Source organism: Pseudomonas sp. LBUM1668, assembly GCF_059695715.1.
In genome coordinates this window covers 1,982,617-2,005,638 of record NZ_CP166787.1, presented here as the reverse complement: position 1 = coordinate 2,005,638, position 23,022 = coordinate 1,982,617, and the positions used below count along the sequence as shown (strand labels likewise).

Sequence of the window (23,022 nt, the reverse complement as noted above, 5' to 3'; positions counted from 1 at the left end):
GTTAAGGTGGTAACCCCACCAGCCACACCCCGGCACACAATGTTCCCGTTGTGGCTGCTTCCTTCCGGATCTGACCAGGTTCACGGGTAATCGTTGCGGGGGGACCGATGGGGTCACCATAACGACGCTTGCCTGTCGGCGAGCCGCGCCATTGTACCTATCTGAGACGAAGTTACAACCGTTCGGGTGGATAAAAAAACATGAGTCTGTTCAAGGACATAAAGATCGCAGCCTTCGGCAGCTCCTACAGGGGTATGCGCCTCATGTAGGAGCTGCCGAAGGCTGCGATCTTTTGATCTTATTGCGCGGCTAATACTTCATCCGCCCTGCCGCCCGCCTGCTGAATGACCAGATGAATGAAATGCAGCTTGGCAATCGCCGGCGCCGGCAACACGAACGGATAGAAATCCGGCTGCCCCATGCTGCGTGACAGTTCATTGAGCATGCCTGCCAGTTCGATCCACGCGTTGACGAATGACAGGAACGCCTCCCCACCGGGGTGTTCCGGGTCGTACAACGTACTAGTCGGAAAAGGCTGATAGTCGAAGTCCATCTCGCGCGCGCTCATGCCGAAACCCAGCGCGGTGTCGACGGCGTCCATCATGTGCAGGTAATGCGCCCAGGTTTCCGCCCAGTCCTCCCATGGATGCATGGTCGCGTAGGCGCTGACGTAGTGCTGCGGCCAGTCCAGCGGCGCGCCCTGCTGATAGTGGCGGTCGAGCGCCTCGGCGTAGCTGGCGCGCTCGTCGCCGAACAGGTTGCGAAAAGAGTCGAGCCACGGGCCATTGGCGACCAGTCGATCCCAGTAATAGTGCCCGACCTCATGCCGAAAATGCCCGAGCAGCGTGCGATACGGTTCGTGCATCTGCGCCCTCACCTGCTCGCGGTGGGCGTCTTCGGCTTCTTTGATGTCGAGGGTGATCAGGCCGTTGGCGTGGCCGGTCATGGGCGCATTGCCTTCGAGGTCGACGCCGATGAAGTCAAAGGCCAGCCCGGTGTCCTCATCCACGGTTTTCGGGATGACCTGCAAGCCGAGGGTGATCAGTTGCGCGACCAAGCGACGCTTGGCGATTTCGACTTTGCGCCAGCGCTCGGGGTTTTCCGGGATGGACAGGTCGGGGATGGTGCGATTGAGGTTGCAGGCGATACACAGTTCGTCGTGACCGTTGAACGGCAGCAGCCAGTTGCACGCAGCGGCGGTGTCGAGGTTGGCGCAGCGGCGAAACAAGCCGGCATCAGGGTCGGCGTCCAGTGTGCAGGTGCCCTCCTGCGATCCAGGTTGCAGCGAGGTCAGGCGACTCGCTTCGGGTTGATAACCGAGCAAAGCGTTGCAGGCCAGACATTGGCTGTTGCGAAAGAACAGCGACTGACCGCAACGGCACGGCCAGACTTTGCTGTTGCGTGAGGACTCGGCCATGAACGGCGCGACGATGCGAGAACTGAGCTGCTCGAAAAAGCGGTACATGGCGATCTCTCCCTGGGGCTTGCCAAGACTAGATCATTGCCATGACAACATCGTTCCCGCGCTTTGCTGGGGATAAATCAAAAGATCGTAGCCTGCGGCAGCTCCTACAGAGGATCAATGCGCATCCACATCAGCGTGGCGCAACACTCATCCTGTAGGAGCTGCCGCAGGCTGCGATCTTTTGATCTTAAACGGCGACGCCGTGGGTTTTGAGGAAGGCGATAAAGGTTTCTTCATCCATCACTTTCACGCCCAGCTCATTGGCCTTGGTCAGCTTGGAACCGGCGCCGGGGCCTGCGACCACGCAATGAGTTTTCGCCGAGACCGAACCAGCGACTTTCGCGCCCAGGCTTTCGAGGTGATCTTTAGCGACATCGCGGCTCATCAACTCGACCTTGCCGGTCAGCACCCAGGTCTCGCCGGACAGCGGCAAGCCTTCGACGACTTTCTTCTCGCTCTGCCAGTGCATGCCGAAATCACGCAGTTGCTTCTCGGAAGCCTCGGCAAGCTGACGATGCTCCGGCAGTGCAAAGAATTCACGCACGGAGTTCGCCTGCTTCTCCGGCAACGCCTGACGCATGTCCAGCCAGTCGGCGTTCATCACGGCTTCCAGCGAACCGAACTTGTCCGCCAGTTTTTGCGCCCCGCCCGGGCCGACCGAGGGGATGTGCAGCTTGTCGAGAAAGCCACCTAGCGTGGTGCTGGCGGCGAACTCGGCGCCCAACTCGCCTTGATCCTGAATCTGCAAACCATGGCCCAGCAATTCGCTGATCACCTGTTGGTTATGCGCATCTTCAAAGAAGCTGTGAATCTCGTGTGCCACTTCCAGACCCACATCCGGCAGGTAGGTCAGCACTTGCGGCAAGGCTTGCTGCACGCGTTCCAGCGAACCGAGCGAGCGTGCGAGCACCTTGGCGGTCTCTTCGCCTACATCGGGAATGCCCAGCGCGTAGATGAAGCGCGCCAGCCCCGGCGTCTTGCTGTCGGCGATGGCTGCCAGCAGTTTGTTGCTGGAGACTTCGGCGAAGCCTTCCAGATCGACGATGTCATCGAACTTCAATGCGTAAAGATCCGCCGGTGAGCTGACCAGACCTTCGTCGACCAATTGCTCGACGCTCTTGTCGCCCAGGCCTTCGATGTCCATCGCACGACGTGAGACGAAGTGAATGATCGCCTGTTTCAGTTGTGCGCCACAGGCCAGCCGCCCGACGCAGCGATACACTGCGCCCTCACTGACGGTTTCCTTGCCCTTGCTGCGCTTGATCAGTTGCGTGCGCTCGACGTGTGAACCACAGACCGGGCAGTTTTCCGGGATCGCCACCGGCCGCGCATTTTCCGGACGGCGTTCGGTGACCACTTGCACCACTTGCGGAATCACGTCACCGGCGCGGCGGATGATCACGGTGTCGCCGATCATCAGGCCCAGTCGTGCGACTTCATCCATGTTGTGCAGCGTGGCATTGGCCACGGTGACGCCCGCAACCTTGACTGGTTTCAGACGCGCCACCGGGGTGACAGCGCCGGTGCGGCCAACCTGGAATTCCACGTCGAGCAACTCGGTGAGTTCTTCCATAGCCGGGAATTTATGCGCGATCGCCCAACGTGGTTCGCGAGCGCGGAAACCCAGCTCACGCTGATCGGCAATGCTGTTGACCTTGAACACCACGCCGTCGATTTCGTAGGTCAGCGAGTTACGCCGTGCGCCGATGTCGCGGTAGTAATCCAGGCATTCGCCAATGCCTTTGGCCAGTTTCAGTTCATGACTGATCGGCATGCCCCACTTCTGCAACTGCTTGAGGTTGCCGATGTGCGTGTCGGAAATATCGTGAGAGACCTGACCAATGCCGTAGCAGCAGAATTCCAGCGGACGGTTGGCGGTGATCTTTGAGTCAAGCTGACGCAGACTACCGGCCGCCGCGTTACGCGGGTTGGCGAAGGTCTTGCCGCCGACTTCCAGTTGCGAGGCGTTGAGGCGCTCGAAACCGGCCTTGGACATGAACACTTCACCACGCACTTCCAGGGTCGCCGGCCAGCCTTCGCCGTGCAGCTTCAGTGGGATATTGCGCACCGTGCGCACGTTGACGCTGATGTCTTCGCCAGTGGTGCCGTCACCGCGCGTAGCGCCGCGCACCAGTACGCCATTTTGATACAGCAGGCTGACCGCCAGGCCATCGAGCTTTGGCTCGCAGCTGTATTCCACCACCGAACTGCCGCCGAACAGATCGCCGGCCGGCAGATCCAGACCTTCGGTCACCCGACGGTCGAACTCGCGCATATCGGTTTCTTCAAACGCGTTGCCGAGGCTGAGCATCGGCACTTCGTGACGCACCTGCGTGAACGCGGTGAGCGCCACGCTGCCGACGCGCTGGGTCGGCGAATCGCTGGTGATCAGGTCGGGGTTGGCCGCTTCCAGCGCCTTGAGCTCATGAAACAACCGGTCGTACTCGGCGTCCGGAATGCTCGGCTCATCGAGGACGTGATAACGGTAGTTGTGCTGATCGAGTTCAGCGCGCAGCTCTAGAATGCGGTTTTTGGCGGCGGTCATGGGTGTTCTCTCATAAAGCAAAAGAGCAGCCGAGGCTGCTCCATTTCAATACATCATTCGCGGCGGATTCAAAAGATCGCAGCCTTCGGCAGCTCCTACAGAAATCAAAAACCCTGTAGGAGCTGTCGAGTGAAACGAGGCTGCGATCTTTTGATCTTCAGCCTTAACGCTTGTGGGTCAGGGCGCGGCGCTCGAATTCGACGATGCGCTGACGGTAATGCTCGATGGTCTGCGCGGTCAGAACGCTGCGCTGGTCATCTTTCAGCTCGCCGTTCAATTCCTGCGACAGCTTGCGGGCTGCGGCCACCATCACGTCGAAGGCTTGCTTCGGATGACGCGGGCCTGGCAGGCCGAGGAAGAAGCTCACCGCCGGGGTGCTGAAATGGTCGATATCGTCCAGATCAAAGATGCCCGGCTTGACCGCGTTGGCCATGGAGAACAGCACTTCACCGTTGCCGGCCATGCTTTCGTGACGGTGGAAAATATCCATCTCGCCAAAACGCAGACCGCTTTCCAGAATGTTCTGCAACAGCGCCGGGCCTTTGAAGCCGGCGGCGTCGCGGCAGATCACACTGATCACCAGAACTTCTTCGGCTTGCGGTTGATCCTTTTCGACCATAGCAGGCGCTGGCTTGGCGTCTTCTACGAAGTCGTCACGGCTGCTGAAGCTCGGGCCGCCGTCCAGATCCAGATCGAGGTTCAGGTCGCCCTGGGCCGGACCGTTGCTGCCGCGCTTGCCACGTTTGGCGCCGGATTCGCGAGGCTCGCGTGCTTCGCGGGCCGGCATGCTCACCGACGGCAGATCGTGCTCGTCCAGTTGCGGTTCCTTGTGTGTGTCCAGTACGCGGGCCGGGCCCAACAGCTCTGGGCTGGTGTCCTCGTCCGGCAGGTTGGACAAACTTCGATCAAGACGGAATTTCAGTTTTCCCTTGCCGCCGCGCATCCGGCGCCAGCCATCGAAAAGAATACCGGCTATCACAATGATGCCGATGACGATCAGCCACTCGCGCAGACCGATTTCCATGTAATCCCGTGCCTCTATAAAAAATGCTGAAAAATAAGGGGTTTACACTGTGCAAACCGCTTTAAAACGTGGCGCCAACTCTATGTTCTGACAGGCGTTTTGCCCACGTATACGAAAAATTGACATTAAACTAGCACGACCATAGACAACTTTACACCGTCTGTCTCATCGGCTTGCGCGAATATGTCGATTGGCCAGCAAGTCGAGCCCGGTAAAAAAGTCCTACAAACCCCTAATACCTTTCCCACAAGATGCCGAATCAGGCATCCACCATCGCCATTGCCTCCTCGACATCCACCGCGACCAGTCGCGAACAACCCGGTTCATGCATCGTCACGCCCATCAACTGTTCGGCCATTTCCATGGCGATCTTGTTGTGGGTGATATAGATGAATTGCACGGTCTGCGACATCTCTTTGACCAAGCGTGCGTAGCGTCCAACGTTAGCGTCATCCAGCGGCGCGTCAACCTCATCGAGCATGCAGAACGGCGCCGGGTTCAACTTGAAGATCGCAAAAACCAGTGCCAGCGCGGTCAGGGCTTTTTCCCCGCCGGAGAGCAAATGGATGGTGCTGTTCTTCTTCCCTGGCGGCTGCGCCATGATCGTCACCCCTGTATCGAGTAGATCTTCGCCCGTCAGTTCCAAATACGCGCGTCCACCACCGAAAACTTTTGGGAAAAGCGCCTGTAATCCGCCATTGATCTGATCAAAGGTATCCTTGAAACGGTTACGGGTTTCCTTGTCGATCTTGCGGATAACGTTTTCCAGGGTTTCCAGCGCTTCGACCAGATCGGCGTCCTGCGCATCCAGATAACGTTTACGCTCGGATTGTTGCGTGTATTCGTCGATGGCCGCGAGGTTGATCGCGCCCAGACGCTGAATCCGCGCGTTGATCCGTTCGAGTTCTTCTTCGGCTTCGCGTTCACTGGCTTGCGCCGTCAATGTGGCAAGCACGCCGTTGAGATCGTAGCCGTCTTCGAGCAGTTGATCCTGCAGGGCCTTGCGGCGCACGGTCAGGGCCTGCCACTCCATGCGTTGCTGTTCGAGCTGACCACGGATCAGTTGCGATTGCTGCTCGGCTTGCGTGCGGCGCTTTTCTGCGTCGCGCAGTTCGCGGTCGGCATCTTCGAGCGCGATCTGCGCAGTCTTGAGTTCTTCATCGACGGTCATGCGCTTGTCGAGCAGCTCTTCGAGTTTCAGGCGCAGTTCTTCCAGCGGTGCTTCGCCCGCCTCCAGATTCAGACTCAGCTGTTCACGCTTTTCGGTCAGACGCTCGGACTGCATTTCCAGACGCTCCAACGCCTGGCGCGTGGAGTCGTGCTGCGCGCGCAGCGAGCCGAGACGCACGGCCAGTTGGTGCGCGTGATCCTTGTGCTGCCGCGCTTCCTGACGCACGCGGTCGAGGCGTTCGCGCAGGCTGTCGCGCTGGGCCAGCAGCAACTCGCGCTGCTCGGTGTCCAGCGCCATCGCATCGAGGGCTTCCTGTAAATGCATGCGCGCTTCGCCGATGTGTTCGTGCTCCAGCGCACGTTGTTCGCCGAGTTCGACCAGTTCTTCATCCAGACGAGTACGACGCAATGTCAGCTGCTCGGCCTTGGCTTTACCGGCGGACAATTGCGCTTTCAGTTCACCTTGCTGACGCGCTTCGTCTTGCAGCAAACGCCGTAGATGTTCACGACCGTTTTCCTGCTGACGCTGCTGCGCGCGCAGGGTTTGCAAACGGTTTTCCATGGCTTCGACCGTGGCTTCGCGCTCTTCGCGCTCAAGGTGCAGCGCTTCGATTTCCTGGCCACGGGCGAGCATGCCGCTTTCGGCTTCGCTGGCCCGTCGTACGCGCAGAAAGTGCCGGCCGACCCAATAGCCGTCGCGGCTGATCAGGCTTTGCCCGGCGCTCAACTGGCCGCGCATGGCCAATGCCTGCTCCAGACTGTCGACCGGTTTGACCTGACCGAGCCACGGCGACAGATCGATCTGCGCCTCGACTTTGTCCAGCAGACTGCCCGCCACACGAACACCGTCGGTGCCAGGGCTGAGCAGGCGCAAATCGCCCTGAGTAAAACCGGACAAATCGAAACCGCTGAAATCATCGACCAGCACCGCTTGCAGATCGGCGCCGAGCACGGTTTCTACCGCCAGCTCCCAACCGGCCTCGACCTTCAGGCCTTCGGCCAGACGCGGGCGCTCGGCGAGGTTGTGTTCCTTCAGCCATTCGGCGGTGCCAGTGCCCGGATCGAGCGCCGCTTGCTGCAAGGCTTCAAGGGAGGCAAGGCGACCATTGAGACGCTGCAAATCGCCCTGCGCCTGCTGCTGCGCGGTCAGTGCTTGCTGCAATTCCTGACGCAGTTGCTCAAGCTTTTCGACCTGGGCTTCTTCGCTGGTCTGCAAATCTTCAAGGGTCGCTTCGGACTCGGCGAGTTGCTCGTTGAGTTCCATGATCGCCGCGTCTTCGGGGTCCGCCGAGAGCAACGCGCGCTCTTCGCCGAGGCGCTTTTGGCGATCGGCCAGGCGCTCCATGCTGGTTTCGAGCTGCTGAATGCGCGACTGCTGCACTTCGGCCTGACGCCGCGGTTCGGCAGCGGTGAGGTTGAAGGTGTCCCACTGCTCCTGCCAGCCGTGCATGACGCTTTCGGAATCTTCGAGTGCAGCGGCGGCTTCTTCGGCGGCAGCGCTGGTGATTTCCTGCTCGGGGGTGAGCATGTCCAGCTCTTCGCCGAGGGTCAGCAGCAACGTGCGGTCGTGGCCCAGATGCGACTCGGTTTCCAGTCGCGCGCGCTCGGCTTCTTTCAAGTCGTCCTGCAACTGACGCAAACGTTGCTGGCCGTGCTGAATGCTCTGCTCGACCCGGGCGATGTCGCCACCGACCGAATAGAAACGCCCCTGCACCAGATTGAAGCGCTCGGACAGGTCGTGATGCCCGTCGCGCAAGCGTTCAATCGCCGCATCGGCGTTACGTTGCTCGGCGACCAGCGCTTCGAAACTGATCTCCTGGGTGCCGATGATCGACTCGCGCTGCCCCACCTGATCGTTCAAATCCTGCCAGCGCAGGGCCGACAGTTGTGCCTTGAGCTGACGCTCCTCGGCTTTGAATTCCTGATACTTCTTGGCGGACTCGGCCTGACGGTGCAAGCGTTCGAGCTGACGTTCGAGCTCATCGCGCAGGTCGGTCAGACGGGCGAGGTTTTCATGGGTGCGGCGGATGCGGTTTTCGGTCTCGCGCCGGCGCTCCTTGTACTTGGAGATCCCCGCCGCTTCTTCGATGAAGTTACGCAGGTCTTCAGGCTTGGACTCGATCAGCTTGGAGATCATCCCCTGCTCGATAATCGAGTAGCTGCGCGGGCCCAGACCGGTGCCGAGGAAAATATCGGTGATGTCACGACGACGGCATTTGGTGCCGTTGAGGTAATAAGTGGTCTGGCTGTCGCGGGTCACTTTGCGGCGAATCGAAATCTCCGCGTAAGCCGCGTATTCGCCCAGCAGCGTGCCGTCGGAGTTGTCGAATACCAGTTCGATACTCGCCTGACTCACCGGTTTGCGGCTGGTCGAACCGTTGAAGATGACGTCGGTCATCGACTCGCCACGCAGGTTTTTCGCCGAACTTTCGCCCATCACCCAGCGTACGGCGTCGATGATGTTCGACTTGCCGCAACCGTTCGGCCCGACGACCGCCGCCATGTTACTGGGGAAGTTCACCGTGGTCGGGTCAACGAAGGATTTGAATCCCGCCAGTTTGATGCACTTGAGCCGCACGCTTAGGCGACCGTCAGGGCAGACACCACCAGATCGCAGCTGCGCTGGGCGTAAGCCGTCAGCACGATGCGGATCTGCGGCAAATCGCGGGCGAGCACGGCAGCCAGCAAGCGCTCGAACAGTTCGAGGAACTCACTCATTTCGGCCTTGCGCTGTTCGAGGGCGAGGAAGTACGCACGGCTCATGGCCGGTTGCAGGTTCTCGACAGTTTCTTGCAGGTACGGGTTGTTGGCGAACGGATAGGCGGCGCGCATGACGTTGAAACTGTCATCGACGAACGTGCGGATGTCCTGACGCTCGTAGCTGGCGGTCAGGCGCTGCTGGATCTGCACGAACGGCGCCATGTCCGACTGGACCTGCCAGCCATTGGCCACCGAGTTGCCGAGCAGGATGTACAACTCGCTCATCAGCGTGCACAGGCTCTGCACCTTGTGCGCCGTCAGCTCGGTGACATGCGCGCCACGGCGCGGCAGGATCGCGATCAGGTGGCGGCGCTCGAGGATCAGCAAGGCTTCGCGGACCGAACCGCGGCTGACGTTGAGCGCCAGCGTGACCTTTTGTTCCTGGATGCGCTCTCCCGGCTTCATTTCGCCACGAATGATGCGTTCGGCGAGGTGGTGAGCGATTTGCTCGGCGAGGCTGTCCGGGGCCTTGAACGTCATGGTGTCCTTCAAATTCTATCGATCTGCACAAGCGGCGCAGTGTAGCGCAAATGCAAGGTCATGGCGGAGTGCCCACTCAGCGGTTTTTGGCACGATTCCCGCAAAAAGGCAGGGGACTCGATGAGGGTCAATACTGAATAGACAGGTTGTAGATCGACGAAATGGATTTTCTTGACCTTTAAGTCAGAAAACCATTGACCGAAAAGTCAGAGCTGCTAAATTCGGCTCAAGTCGCTTAACAACAATAATGAGTCTGCGAGGCCTTCCGTGATCCAGTTTTTACTTAACCAGGAACTCCGTAGCGAGCACGCCCTGGACCCGAATCTGACTGTGCTCAATTATCTGCGTGAACACGTCGGCAAATCCGGCACCAAAGAAGGTTGCGCCAGCGGTGACTGCGGCGCCTGCACCGTCGTGGTCGGCGAGTTGCAGACGGATGACGCTGGCCGCGAACATATTCGCTATCGCAGCCTCAACTCGTGTCTGACGTTCGTTTCGTCCTTGCACGGCAAGCAATTGATCAGCGTTGAAGACCTCAAGCACAAAGGCGAACTGCACAGCGTGCAGAAAGCCATGGTCGAGTGCCACGGTTCGCAGTGCGGTTTCTGCACCCCCGGTTTCGTCATGTCGCTGTTCGCGCTGCAAAAGAACAGCGATGCGCCGGATAACGCCAAGGCCCACGAAGCGCTGGCCGGCAACCTCTGCCGTTGCACCGGCTACCGGCCGATTCTGGCCGCTGCCGAGCAGTCGTGCTGCGCCAAGCAACCGGATCAGTTCGACGCCCGCGAAGCGGACACCATCGCCCGCCTCAAAGCCATTGCCCCCACCGATATCGGCGAACTCAACAGCGGCGACAAGCGCTGCCTGGTGCCGCTGACCGTCGCCGATCTGGCCGATCTCTACGATGCTTACCCACAAGCACGCCTGCTGGCGGGCGGCACCGACCTGGCGCTGGAAGTCACCCAGTTCCACCGCACGCTGCCGGTGATGATCTACGTCGGCAACGTCGCCGAAATGAAGCGCATCGACAGTTTCGATGACCGCATCGAAATCGGCGCCGCCACCAGCCTCTCCGACTGCTACGAAGCGTTGAACGCAGAGTATCCGGACTTCGGCGAACTGCTGCATCGCTTCGCTTCCCTGCAAATCCGCAATCAGGGCACCCTCGGCGGCAACATCGGCAACGCCTCGCCGATCGGTGACTCGCCGCCCCTGCTGATCGCCCTCGGCGCGCAGATCGTGCTGTGCAAAGGCGAAACCCGGCGCACCCTGAACCTGGAAGACTACTTCATCGATTACCGCGTCACTGCGCGTCAGGAAAGCGAATTCATCGAGAAGATCATCGTCCCGCGTGCCAGCGCCGAGCAGTTGTTCCGCGCCTATAAAGTCTCGAAGCGTCTGGACGACGACATCTCCGCCGTCTGCGCCGCATTCAATTTGCGCATCGAAAACGGTGTGATCAACGATGCCCGCGTCGCCTTCGGCGGCATGGCCGCGATCCCGAAACGTGCCGCGCATTGCGAAGCGGTTTTGGTTGGTCAGCCATTCAACAACGCTGTGATCGAACGCGCCTGCGCTGCCCTGGCCGAAGACTTCACGCCGCTCTCGGACTTCCGCGCCAGCAAGGAATATCGCCTGCTCAGCGCGCAGAACCTGCTGCGTAAATACTTCATCGAACTGCAAACACCGCACATCGAGACTCGGGTGACCGCTTATGTCTAACCATCACGCCGTAGAGAAGACCCAGGCTGAGCTGGCCGAATTGTTCGCCCAGGACCTGACCACCGGTGTCGGCCGCAGCGTCAAGCACGACAGCGCCGCCAAACATGTGTCCGGTGAAGCGCAGTACATCGATGATCGCCTGGAATTTCCCAATCAGCTGCACCTGTACGCACGCCTGTCGGACCGCGCTCACGCGAAGATCATCAGCATCGATACCAAGCCTTGTTATGCCTTCGAAGGCGTACGCATCGCCATCACCCACGAAGACGTCCCGGGCCTGAAAGACATCGGCCCGCTGATGCCGGGCGACCCGTTGCTGGCCATCGACGACGTGCAGTTTGTCGGGCAACCGGTGCTCGCCGTGGCGGCGAAAGATCTGGAAACTGCACGCAAGGCTGCGATGGCCGCAATCATCGAATACGAAGACCTCGAGCCAGTGCTGGATGTGGTCGAAGCGCTGCGCAAGCGCCACTTCGTCCTCGACAGCCACACCCACCAGCGCGGCGATTCGGTCTCCGCACTGGCGACGGCCGATCATCGCATTCAAGGCACGCTGCACATCGGCGGTCAGGAACACTTCTACCTGGAGACGCAAATCTCCTCGGTGATGCCTACCGAAGACGGCGGCATGATCGTTTACTGCTCGACGCAGAACCCGACCGAAGTGCAGAAACTGGTCGCTGAAGTGCTCGACGTCTCCATGAACAAAATCGTCGTCGACATGCGCCGCATGGGCGGTGGTTTCGGTGGCAAGGAAACTCAGGCGGCAAGCCCCGCGTGCCTGTGCGCAGTGGTTGCGCATCTCACCGGCCAGCCGACCAAAATGCGCCTGCCGCGCGTCGAAGACATGCTGATGACCGGCAAGCGTCACCCGTTCTATGTCGAATACGACGTCGGCTTCGACAGCACCGGGCGCCTGCACGGGATCAACATGGAACTGGCCGGCAACTGCGGCTACTCGCCGGATTTGTCGGCGTCGATTGTCGACCGCGCGATGTTCCATTCGGACAACTCGTATTACCTGGGCGATGCGACCATCAACGGTCACCGCTGCAAGACCAACACCGCCTCGAACACCGCTTATCGCGGCTTCGGCGGGCCGCAAGGGATGGTCGCGATCGAAGAAGTGATGGACGCGATTGCCCGTCACCTGAACCTAGACCCACTCGCGGTGCGCAAGGCCAACTACTACGGCAAGACCGAGCGCAACGTCACCCATTACTACCAGACCGTCGAGCACAACATGCTCGAGGAAATGACCGCGGAACTGGAAGAAAGCAGCCAGTATTACGAGCGCCGCGAAGCGATCCGTCGCTACAACGCCAACAGCCCGATCCTGAAAAAAGGCCTGGCGCTGACCCCGGTGAAATTCGGTATTTCCTTCACCGCGAGTTTCTTGAACCAGGCAGGCGCCTTGATCCACATCTACACCGACGGCAGCATCCACCTGAACCATGGCGGCACCGAAATGGGCCAGGGCCTGAACACCAAAGTCGCGCAGGTTGTGGCTGAAGTGTTCCAGGTCGAAATCGATCGCGTGCAGATCACCGCGACCAATACCGACAAGGTGCCAAACACCTCGCCAACCGCTGCTTCCAGCGGCGCTGACCTCAATGGTAAAGCCGCCCAGAATGCCGCCGAGATCATCAAGCAACGCTTGGTTGAGTTCGCCGCACGGCACTTCAAAGTCAGCGAGGAAGACGTCGAATTCCATAACGGCCACGTACGTGTTCGCGACCACATTCTGACCTTTGAAGCGCTGATCCAGCAGGCGTATTTCAATCAGGTGTCGCTGTCGAGCACAGGCTTCTACAAGACCCCGAAAATCTACTACGACCGCAGCCAGGCGCGTGGCCGTCCGTTCTATTATTTCGCCTTCGGCGCGGCGTGCTGCGAGGTGATCGTCGACACCCTGACCGGCGAATACAAGATGCTGCGTACCGACATTCTCCACGACGTCGGCGCTTCGCTGAACCCGTCCATCGACATCGGTCAGGTTGAAGGCGGTTTTGTCCAGGGCATGGGCTGGCTGACCATGGAAGAGCTTGTCTGGAACAACAAAGGCAAGCTGATGACCAACGGCCCGGCCAGTTACAAGATCCCGGCCGTGGCGGACATGCCGCTGGATCTGCGAGTGAAACTGGTAGAAAACCGCAAGAACCCGGAAGACACCGTGTTCCACTCCAAGGCCGTTGGTGAGCCGCCATTCATGCTCGGCATTGCCGCGTGGTGTGCGATCAAGGATGCGGTGGCGAGCCTCGGTGACTACAAGCATCAGCCGAAGATCGACGCCCCGGCGACCCCGGAGCGGGTGTTGTGGGGGTGTGAGCAGATGCGGCAGCTTAAGGCTGTGAAAGCCGTCGAAGCTGAAACCGAGTTGGCTTCGCTTTAAGACCGAGGCGCGGCCATCGCTGGCAAGCCAGCTCCCACAGGGTTTTGTGGTGTTTAACCGATAGGCGTCACACCGTAAATCCTGTGGGAGCTGGCTTGCCAGCGATGAGGCCCGAACAGATAACAAAGATGTCGAGGTGGATATGTACAACTGGATCGACGCCCTCGCCGACCTGCAGAACCAGGGTGAGCCCTGTGTGCTGGTGACGATCATCGAAGAGCTCGGCTCGACGCCACGCAATGCCGGCTCGAAAATGGTCGTCAGCGCCCGCCAGATCTTCGACACCATCGGTGGCGGGCACCTGGAATACAAAGCCATGCAGATCGCCCGTGAGATGCTCGCCAGCGGCAAGCAGGATACTCATCTGGAGCGCTTCAGCCTCGGTGCCAGTCTGGGTCAGTGCTGCGGTGGCGCCACGGTGTTGCTGTTCGAACCGATGGGCCAGGTGCAGGCGCAGATCGCCGTGTTTGGCGCCGGCCATGTCGGTCGCGCCTTGGTGCCGCTGCTCGCCAGCCTGCCCTGCCGGGTGCGCTGGATCGATTCCCGGGAAGAAGAATTCCCCGCGCAGATTCCCCACGGCGTCCGTAAAATCGTCGCCGAAGAGCCTGTGGATGAAATCGATGACCTGCCCGCCGGCAGTTATTGCATCGTCATGACCCACAATCATCAATTGGATCTGGAACTCACCGCCGCCATCCTCAAGCGCAACGATTTCACCTGGTTCGGCCTGATCGGCTCGAAGACCAAACGCGCCAAGTTCGAACACCGTCTGCGTGACCGCGGCTTCGACGCCAGCGTCGTGCAACGCATGCGCTGCCCGATGGGTATTGGCGAAGTCAAAGGCAAGTTGCCCGTGGAAATCGCCATCTCCATCGCCGGCGAAATCATCGCCACCTATAACGCCAATTTCGGCCAGCACACAGCCAGCGCCGAACCGATTGCCAAACTGCTGCCCCTTTCGCGCCGCAGTCCGGCCACCAAACTCAAAGCCTCAAACTGATTAGAGAACCCTCATGCCTCTGACTCGCAAAGCCTACCGCGCCGCCATCCTGCACAGCATTGCCGACCCTGCCGAAGTCGGCATCGAAGCCTCCTACGAATATTTCGAGGACGGCCTGCTGGTGGTCGATGGCGGCAAGATCAGCGCCATCGGCCACGCCAGTGAATTGCTGCCGACGCTGCCGGCGGACATCGATATCAATCACTATCAGGACGCCCTGATCACCCCGGGCTTTATCGACACCCACATCCACCTGCCACAAACCGGCATGGTCGGCGCCTACGGCGAGCAACTGCTCGACTGGCTCAACACTTACACCTTCCCGTGCGAAAGCCAGTTCGGCGACAAGGCGCACGCCGATGAAGTCGCTGACATTTTCGTCAAGGAACTGCTGCGCAACGGCACCACCACGGCGCTGGTGTTCGGCAGCGTTCATCCGCAGTCGGTGAACTCATTCTTTGAAGCGGCCGAGAAACTCGATCTGCGGATGATCGCCGGCAAAGTGATGATGGACCGCAACGCGCCGGACTATCTCACCGACACCGCTGAATCCAGCTACGTCGAGAGCAAGGCGCTGATCGAGCGCTGGCACGGCAAGGGTCGCCTGCACTATGCGGTCACCCCGCGTTTCGCGCCGACCAGCACCCCGGAGCAACTGACGCTCGCCGGGCAATTGCTGACCGAATATCCGGATCTGTACATGCAGACCCACATCAGCGAGAACCTCAAGGAAATCGAGTGGGTCAAGGAACTGTTCCCGGAGCGCAAGGGCTACCTGGACGTTTACGATCACTACAAGCTGCTCGGCGAGCGCTCGGTATTCGCCCACGGCGTGCACCTGTGCGACGACGAATGTGCGCGGCTGGCGCAAACCGGCTCGGCCGTTTCGTTCTGCCCGACGTCGAACCTCTTCCTCGGCAGCGGCTTGTTCAATCTGCCGATGGCCGAAAAGCACAAGTTGAACGTGGGCCTGGGCACTGACGTTGGCGGCGGCACCAGTTTCTCGTTGCTGCAAACACTGAACGAAGCTTACAAAGTGATGCAACTGCAGGGCGCGCGTTTGAGTCCGTTCAAGTCGTTGTATCTGGCGACCTTGGGTGGCGCGCGGGCGCTGCGTCTGGAAGACAAGATCGGCAACCTGCAACCGGGCAGCGACGCTGACTTCCTGGTGCTGGATTACAACGCCACGCCGTTGCTGAGCTATCGCTTGAAACAGGCGAATAACATTGCCGAGACGTTGTTTGTGTTGATGACGCTGGGAGATGACCGGACGGTGCAGCAGACGTATGCGGCGGGTGCGCTGGTGCATCAACGCTAAGTTTTCACAGGCACAAAAAAATCCCCCGGTACTTTTCAGTCCGGGGGATTTTTATTGCCTGTCAGATTGCTATCGCTGGCAAGCCAGCTCCCACAGGGTTTTGTGGGGTTCACCAAATCTGCGATACACCGAGAAACCTGTGGGAGCTGGCTTGCCAGCGATTGGGGCCGACTCGGTATCAGCTCAGAGCTTGGCCGCTGGACGCCCCGGCTTTTTGGTCTGCAACAAATGCGAGAACACCGCATGCAGATCATCCGACGCGCCTTCCTCATCGAGATTGAGTTTGCTGTCGATGTGATCCATGTGATGCATCATCAGATCCACCGCCAACTCACCGTTACGCGCTTCAATGGCGTCGATCAGTTGGGTGTGTTCGTCGTAGGAACAGTGCGAGCGGTTACCGCTTTCATACTGAGCGATGATCAGCGAGGTCTGCGAGACCAGGCTGCGCTGGAAGCTGACCAGCGGCGCGTTCTTCGCCGCTTCCGCCAGTTTCAGGTGGAACTCACCCGACAGACGAATACCGGCGCCGCGATCACCGCGCGAGAAGCTGTCGCGCTCGTCGTTGACCATTTGGCGCAATTCGGCGATCTGTTCGGCGGTGGCGTGTAGCACGGCCAGTTCAGTGATCGCGCGCTCGACCAAGCGGCGGGCCATGAACACCTGACGCGCTTCTTCCACGCTCGGGCTGGCAACGACGGCGCCACGGTTCGGCCGCAACAGCACCACACCTTCATGGGCCAGACGCGACAGCGCACGGCGAATGATGGTGCGGCTGACCCCAAAGATTTCCCCCAGCGCTTCTTCGCTCAACTTGGTGCCGGGCGCCAGACGCTGTTCGAGGATGGCCTCGAAGATGTGCGCGTAGACAATATCGTCCTGGGTCCCGCTGCGGCCGGCTTTGCCTGCTCGCGGTTGTTTCTTGAGGGGTTGCAACTGTTCGTTCATGGGCACTCGAGTCGGGAGAACTGCGGCGAATAGACCGTGACTGTAATACGGCACAGTAGGTCGCTGGCAAGTATCGCGTAAAAAACAGCGCGATTGTACACAATGAATGGTGGCAACACGACTGTACGGCTGTTTGTGACCACCGCTGTATTGCAACGATCCGTTACTTTTAAGTTTAGGCTTCATCACAGAATCCGCCGCCCAAACGCGATCTGCTCATGTAGGAGCTGCCGAAGGCTGCGATCTTTTGATGTTGTTTTGTAGAAGCAAGATCAAAAGATCGCAGCCTTCGGCAGCTCCTACAGGGAAATAATGTCATCGATATAAGGAACACCGCCGTCATGAACGACGCCACGCACACGCAACTGCGCCCCATCGCGGACACATCGCCTTCCGCCATCGTCGCCGGTTTCATTGCGATGATGACCGGTTACACCAGCTCCCTGGTGCTGATGTTCCAGGCAGGGCAAGCGGCGGGCCTGACCAGCGGGCAGATTTCTTCGTGGATCTGGGCGATTTCGATTGGCATGGCGGTGTGCTCGATCGGCCTGTCACTGCGCTATCGCACGCCAATCACCATTGCCTGGTCGACACCCGGCGCGGCGCTGTTGATCACCAGTCTTGGCGGCGTGAGCTACGGCGAAGCCATCGGCGCCTACATTACCTGCGCGGTGCTGGTGACGATCTGCGGGCTGACCGGTAGTTTTGAACGGTTGATGAAGAAGATCCCGGCCTCACTGGCGGCAGCCTTGCTGGCGGGGATTCTGTTCAAGATCGGCAGCGAAATCTTCGTCGCCGCGCAACACCGCACCGGCCTGGTATTGGGCATGTTCTTCACCTATCTGCTGGTCAAACGCCTGTCGCCCCGCTATGCCGTGCTCGCCGCACTGCTGATCGGCACCGCGCTGTCGGGCTTCATGGGACTGCTGGACTTCAGCGGTTTTCATCTGGAGGTGGCAACGCCGGTGTGGACCACGCCGCACTTTTCGTTGGCGGCCACCATCAGCATCGGCATTCCGCTGTTCGTCGTGGCCATGACTTCGCAGAATATGCCCGGCATTGCCGTGCTGCGCGCCGACGGCTACACCGTCCCGGCCTCGCCGCTGATCACCACCACCGGTATCGCTTCGTTATTACTGGCGCCGTTCGGTTCACACGGCATCAACCTCGCCGCCATCAGCGCGGCTATCTGCACCGGGCCGCACGCCCATGAAGATCGCAACAAACGCTACACCGCAGCAGTGTGGTGCGGGATTTTCTACGGGATCGCCGGAGTGTTCGGCGCAACTTTGGCGGCGTTGTTTGCCGCGCTGCCGAAGGAACTGGTGCTGTCGATTGCCGCCCTGGCGCTGTTTGGCTCGATCATCAATGGCTTGAGCATCGCGATGGCTGAAGTGAAGGAACGCGAAGCGGCGCTGATCACGTTTATGGTGACGGCATCGGGGCTGACGCTGTTTTCCATCGGTTCGGCGTTTTGGGGGATTGTTGCGGGGGTTGTGACGCTGCTGATTTTGAATTGGCGTAAAGCGTAAGATCAAAAGATCGCAGCCTTCGGCAGCTCCTGCACGGGCTATGTGTAAATCCTGTAGGAGCTGCGATCTTTTGATCCACGAAAAAAAACGGCGACCCTCAGGTCGCCGTTTTTTTCAGTATCACTTAGCCGCGTTGATCGGCTTTTCCGGATACCAGACGTCCAGCAGCGGGCTGACGGTTGCTTCAGTCAGTTCGCTACGGGTTTTCAGCCAGGCTTCAACAGCAGCGCGCTGCTCTTCGTTGACCGAGCCACGCTTCTGCAGGCATACCAGACCGAAGTCGTCGCCGCCAACATAACCCAGACCATTGGCTTCCATGGCTTCTTTGATGAAGGCTTCGAGGAAAGCGTCAATGGCTTCTTCGGACAAGTCTTCTTTGAAGTCCAGGTTCAGTTCGAAACCCAGCTCTTGAAATTCATCAACGCACAGTTTTTTGCGCAGACGCTGGGAACGGTTAGTCGCCATTGGAACAATCCTCTTAAGTAATAACGGCCGGCACTTTACCAGTTTAAGACGTCATTTGCCCGACTCTCTGGACACTATGGCCGACCGCCTGTAAAAAAATCACTGATTAGCCACCCCGGGGACGGCACAAGCGGTTACACCTTGGGGCATAATGCCGACACTTTCGTGACCACTGAGGACTTTTTCATCCATGTCCTCGTTTTTCTCCCCCTCTTTTGCAGGGTTTTATTTCATATGATCAAATCGTTGCGTCCACTATTTTTCGCCGGCCTTTTTCTTCCTCTGGCCCTGCCTGTCTCTGCTGCCCCAGTCAATACCGCCCTCACCCCCAACGTCGAAAAGGCCCTCAAGGCGAGCAAACTGCAGCCTAACGCCCTTTCACTGGTGATGGTTCCGCTCGACGGCCCAGGCACAGCCACCGTGTTCAACGCCGATGTGTCGGTCAACCCGGCCTCGACCATGAAACTGGTGACCACCTATGCAGCGCTGGAAATGCTCGGCCCCAACCACCAGTGGAAAACCGAGTTCTACACCGATGGCACCCTGAGCGGCGGCATCCTCAACGGTAACCTCTACCTCAAAGGTGGCGGCGATCCGAAGCTGAACATGGAAAAACTCTGGCTGTTGATGCGCGATCTGCGTGCCAATGGCGTCACACAGATCACTGGCGATCTGGTGCTGGACCGCAATTTCTTCGTGCAGCCACAACTGCCGGAATTCAACGATGACGGCAATGACGAGAACAAACCGTTTCTGGTCAAACCCGACTCGCTGCTGGTCAACCTCAAGGCCCTGCGCTTCGTCGCCCGCAATGACGGTGGCCGAGTGTTGATCTCGGTGGAACCGCCGATCGCCAGCATCCGCATCGAAAACACGGTCAAGGCTCTCCCTTCCAAGCAATGCACTGGCGGCGTGCGCTACAACCCGGTGCCACAACCCGATGGCAGCGTGACCGTGACGGTGGGCGGCCAGTTGGGTGAAGGTTGCAGCTCGCAGACCTACCTGTCGCTGCTCGACCACGCGACTTACACCGCGGGTGCCGTTCGCGCGATCTGGAAGGAGCTGGGTGGCAGCATTCAGGGCCGGGACCGTCTCGCGCCGACCCCAAGCAACGCCAAACTGCTGGCGCGCGCATTCTCGCCGGATCTGGCGGAAATCATCCGCGACATCAACAAATACAGTAACAACACCATGGCTCAGCAGCTGTTCCTGAGCCTGGGCCAGAAATTCCGCAACGACGCCGACGGTGACGACGCCAGGGCAGCGCAGCGCGTGGTCCGTCAGTGGCTGGCGAAAAAAGGCATTACCGCACCGCACCTGGTGATGGAGAACGGTTCCGGCCTGTCCCGTGCCGAACGGGTCAGCGCCCGTGAGATGGCCAACATGCTGCAAGCCGCGTGGCACAGCCCGTATGCCGCCGAATACATCAGCTCACTGCCGATTGCAGGCACCGACGGCACCATGCGCAAACGCCTGAAGACCACCGCCATGCGCGGCGAAGCCCACGTCAAGACCGGCACCCTGAACACCGTGCGCGCGATTGCCGGTTTCAGCCGCGACGTCAACGGCAACACGTGGGCGGTGGTGGCGATCCTCAACGACAAAGCGCCGTTTGGTGCATCGTCGGTGCTGGATCAGGTGCTGCTGGATCTGTATCGCCAGCCGAAGCTGCCGCAGACTGCTTCCGTCCTTTAAAAGCAAAAGATCGCAGCCTTCGGCAGCTCCTACAGGTGAATGCGAAACCCCGTAGGAGCTGCCGAAGGCTGCGATCTTTTCGTTTCACCCAATCAATTCATCTGCCGCTCAACCCGATCCCGACCGCGCTGCTTCGCCATGTACACCCCTGAATCCGCGCGCAGCAGCAGCGAATCAGCGCCCTCCCCCGGTCGCCAACTGGCGATACCGAAACTGGCGGTCACCACGCCGACCACATCAACCGGCGCACTGCGCAACCCTTGCCACAATTCCATGGCGAGCATGTGCGCGTGTTCGCCGTCGATGTCCGGGCAGAGCACCATGAATTCCTCGCCACCCAAGCGACAGAACACATCCGTGCGGCGCAAGCGATGGCCGATGCGCTCGCACACGGCTTGCAGCACGCGGTCGCCTACGGCATGGCCGTACTGGTCGTTGATCCGTTTGAAATGGTCGATGTCGAGCATGATCACCGACAGCTCACCGCCGCCGCGCTCCACCCGGGCCATTTCGGTGGTCAGGCGCTCCTGGAAATAGCGACGGTTGTGGATACCGGTCAACGAATCCGTGATCGACAGCGCCCGCAGTTCCTCCTCCACGCGCTTCAAATCGGAAATGTCCGAGATGTAGCCATGCCACAGCACGCCACCACCCGGCAGCTCCTCCGGCGTCGCCTCGCCGCGTACCCAGCGCAGACCGCGTGCAGGCAACTGCACGCGATATTCCTCGCGCCATGGGCTGAGGTTGTGCGCTGATGCCCGAATCGAGGCGCGCACGCGGATCACATCCTGCGGATAGATACGGGAAAAAATTGCCTCGGCATCGAGCAGCAGCACATCCGGTTCGAGTTCGTAGATCTCGCGGATGCCGTCGCTGGCGTAGATCACACTGAAACGACCGTCGAATTCCATCTTGAACTGGTAAATGCCGCCGGGCACGTGAGCGCTGAGCTTTTTCAACAGTACATCACGCGCCGCCAGCGCCTCGTGCACACGCTTGCGCTCGGTGATGTCGATACAGATCGCCAGATGCCCGACCCACAGGCCCTGCTCATCAAGCACAGGGGTGGCGAGCATGTTCACCGGCAGATGAGTGCCGTCATGGCAGATCAGCGTCCACTCGCGCGCCTCGTGCCCGCCGACTTCGCCGCCCTCGACCAGCATCGCCTGACAGGTCGGAATCGTTTTACCGTAACGCGCACTCAATTCCGCGGCGCGGGCCATCAGTTCGCGCGGAAAATGCAGGTTTTCCAGGGTCATTCGGCCGACCACTTCGTCGCTGCGGTAGCCCAGCATCTGTTCGGCGCCGGGGTTGAACGTGCTGATCACCCCGCGCAGATCGGTGGCGATGATTGCCACCTGCGTTGCGGCATTCAGCACGCCGCGCAACTGCCCGTGAGTGCCGCGCAGTTCCTGTTCGCTGTCGTGCAACTCTTGCGTGCGCTGCTCGACCAGATGCAAGGCACGCTGGCGCTGGCTGACCAGCACATAGAGCAACGCGCTCAGCAGCAGGCTGAGCAATCCACCGAGAACCAGCACACTGCCCACCGACGAGTGGTTGGCCTGCATGAACGCGTCGCTCGGCAGAATATCAACCTGATAGTCGTGATCGGCCATGCGTACCAGCCGCGTCGTGGCCAGCGCACTGGGTGCCGGATCGTTGCTCGATTCGTAGAGCACCTCGCGCTGATCAGGGATCGACAGGTCGAGAATGCGCACCGAAAGGTAGTCATGGAACGCGTCCGGCAAACCGTCTGCCAGCAACTGGCGCATGCTGATCACTGCCATCACATAGCCGAAAGGCTTTTGCTGGCCCTCGCGAATGACTGGCGCCATCAGCAAGACCCCGCGGGCATAGGCTGGCTCGACACTGACCAGATGCATCGGTTGCGAAACGACCAGATTACGCAGCTCATCGGCACGCTGCAGGGCGTCGCGGCGCAGCGGTTGCGCGAGCAAATCGTAGCCCAGCGGCGAGCCCAGACGGCTTTGGGTCTGGCTGTATAACACCGGCACGTATTCATCTCGGGCGCCCGCCAGTTGCAACTCGCCCTGCTCATTAAGTTCGCGAATCGTAAACGTGCTCAGGCCTTCCTCACGCACGCTCTGCTCAAATTCGGCGCGCTCGGCAGCACTGACCCTGAGGGCAAACGAATAGGCCTGGGTACGCAGTAATAAGGGTCGGGTGTAACCATCGAACTCGGTGCGAGACACCGATCGGGAATTGGTGAAGAAGCGGCGCAGGCTGTCGAGGCGTTGCTCCTGGTCCTGAAATCGCTCTTCGATGCGGCTGTAACGCTCATTGGCCAGCAACTGAAAGCGCTGACGCAGTTGTTGCTCAAACTGACTATAAGTGGCCCAGGCAAGCAGCCCCGTGAGTATCCCGCCGGCGAGCAATACCAGCATCGCGACCAGCCAGGCCGAGACGTCTTCGCTGATGAAACCCAGGATCTTCGGACGCACGGGGTGCAACGACATAAGGGCAACTCACTACGTCAGCATTGCGG

14 protein-coding genes and 1 other RNA gene are annotated in these 23,022 nt (G+C 59.9%); 6 read left to right on the top strand and 9 right to left on the bottom strand.

Going from position 1 to position 23,022, the window contains the following annotated elements; genetic code table 11:
* Positions 1-13: 13 nt before the first annotated feature.
* From ffs to ACA061_RS08920, 6 genes are all read right to left on the bottom strand, one after another.
* Positions 14-110: signal recognition particle sRNA small type (ffs, locus tag ACA061_RS08945), an RNA gene on the bottom strand.
* Positions 111-298: 188 nt separating this feature from the next.
* Positions 299-1,465, bottom strand: coding sequence for a zinc-binding metallopeptidase family protein (locus ACA061_RS08940; protein WP_497301196.1), 1,167 nt, complete (start codon positions 1,463-1,465; stop codon positions 299-301).
* 187 nt (positions 1,466-1,652) lie between these two features.
* The gene (gene ligA, locus ACA061_RS08935) at positions 1,653-4,010 is read right to left on the bottom strand and encodes an NAD-dependent DNA ligase LigA (protein ID WP_497301194.1); all 2,358 of its coding nucleotides are present in this window, start codon (positions 4,008-4,010) and stop codon (positions 1,653-1,655) included.
* A 163-nt stretch (positions 4,011-4,173) separates the two neighbouring features.
* The gene (gene zipA, locus ACA061_RS08930) at positions 4,174-5,034 is read right to left on the bottom strand and encodes a cell division protein ZipA (protein ID WP_497301193.1); all 861 of its coding nucleotides are present in this window, start codon (positions 5,032-5,034) and stop codon (positions 4,174-4,176) included.
* Between the two features lie 259 nt (positions 5,035-5,293).
* A complete protein-coding gene (gene smc, locus ACA061_RS08925; RefSeq protein WP_497301192.1) occupies positions 5,294-8,782 on the bottom strand; it encodes a chromosome segregation protein SMC in 3,489 nt (1,162 codons plus the stop codon).
* A 2-nt stretch (positions 8,783-8,784) separates the two neighbouring features.
* Complete coding sequence (locus ACA061_RS08920; protein ID WP_042558520.1) at positions 8,785-9,444, bottom strand: GntR family transcriptional regulator; 660 nt, start codon at positions 9,442-9,444, stop codon at positions 8,785-8,787.
* 267 nt (positions 9,445-9,711) lie between these two features.
* Between ACA061_RS08920 and xdhA the strand changes: the two genes are divergently transcribed.
* The 4 genes from xdhA (at position 9,712) to guaD (ending at position 15,876) form a co-directional block, all read left to right on the top strand.
* A complete protein-coding gene (gene xdhA / locus ACA061_RS08915; protein ID WP_497301191.1) occupies positions 9,712-11,166 on the top strand; it encodes a xanthine dehydrogenase small subunit in 1,455 nt (484 codons plus the stop codon).
* Positions 11,159-13,558 carry a xanthine dehydrogenase molybdopterin binding subunit gene (gene xdhB, locus ACA061_RS08910; protein ID WP_150616732.1) on the top strand — a complete coding sequence of 800 codons (2,400 nt, stop codon included), beginning with the start codon at positions 11,159-11,161 and terminating at the stop codon, positions 13,556-13,558. Before xdhA ends, xdhB begins: the two co-directional genes overlap by 8 nt.
* A gap of 142 nt (positions 13,559-13,700) precedes the next feature.
* Entirely contained in the window at positions 13,701-14,558 is an 858-nt protein-coding gene (xdhC, locus tag ACA061_RS08905) for a xanthine dehydrogenase accessory protein XdhC (RefSeq protein ID WP_150601355.1), read from the top strand.
* Between the two features lie 13 nt (positions 14,559-14,571).
* Entirely contained in the window at positions 14,572-15,876 is a 1,305-nt protein-coding gene (guaD, locus tag ACA061_RS08900) for a guanine deaminase (RefSeq protein WP_497301189.1), read from the top strand.
* 183 nt (positions 15,877-16,059) lie between these two features.
* On the opposite strand, the gene ACA061_RS08895 is transcribed toward guaD, so the two are convergent.
* Positions 16,060-16,824: a GntR family transcriptional regulator gene (locus ACA061_RS08895; protein WP_042558515.1), complete on the bottom strand. Its 765-nt coding sequence runs from the start codon at positions 16,822-16,824 to the stop codon at positions 16,060-16,062.
* 341 nt (positions 16,825-17,165) lie between these two features.
* On the opposite strand from ACA061_RS08895, the gene ACA061_RS08890 reads away from it, so the two are divergent.
* A complete protein-coding gene (locus tag ACA061_RS08890) occupies positions 17,166-18,356 on the top strand; it encodes a benzoate/H(+) symporter BenE family transporter (RefSeq protein WP_150601353.1) in 1,191 nt (396 codons plus the stop codon).
* Between the two features lie 120 nt (positions 18,357-18,476).
* On the opposite strand, the gene ACA061_RS08885 is transcribed toward ACA061_RS08890, so the two are convergent.
* Positions 18,477-18,821, bottom strand: coding sequence for a YggL family protein (locus ACA061_RS08885; RefSeq protein WP_150601352.1), 345 nt, complete (start codon positions 18,819-18,821; stop codon positions 18,477-18,479).
* 234 nt (positions 18,822-19,055) lie between these two features.
* Here ACA061_RS08885 and dacB point away from each other — a divergent pair, with 234 nt between their 5' ends.
* Positions 19,056-20,516, top strand: a complete 1,461-nt coding sequence (dacB, locus tag ACA061_RS08880; protein WP_150601351.1) for a D-alanyl-D-alanine carboxypeptidase/D-alanyl-D-alanine endopeptidase — start codon at positions 19,056-19,058, stop codon at positions 20,514-20,516.
* A 92-nt stretch (positions 20,517-20,608) separates the two neighbouring features.
* Here the strand turns inward: dacB and ACA061_RS08875 are convergent, their stop codons facing one another.
* Positions 20,609-22,993: a sensor domain-containing diguanylate cyclase gene (locus ACA061_RS08875; protein ID WP_497301188.1), complete on the bottom strand. Its 2,385-nt coding sequence runs from the start codon at positions 22,991-22,993 to the stop codon at positions 20,609-20,611.
* Positions 22,994-23,022: the final 29 nt, after the last annotated feature.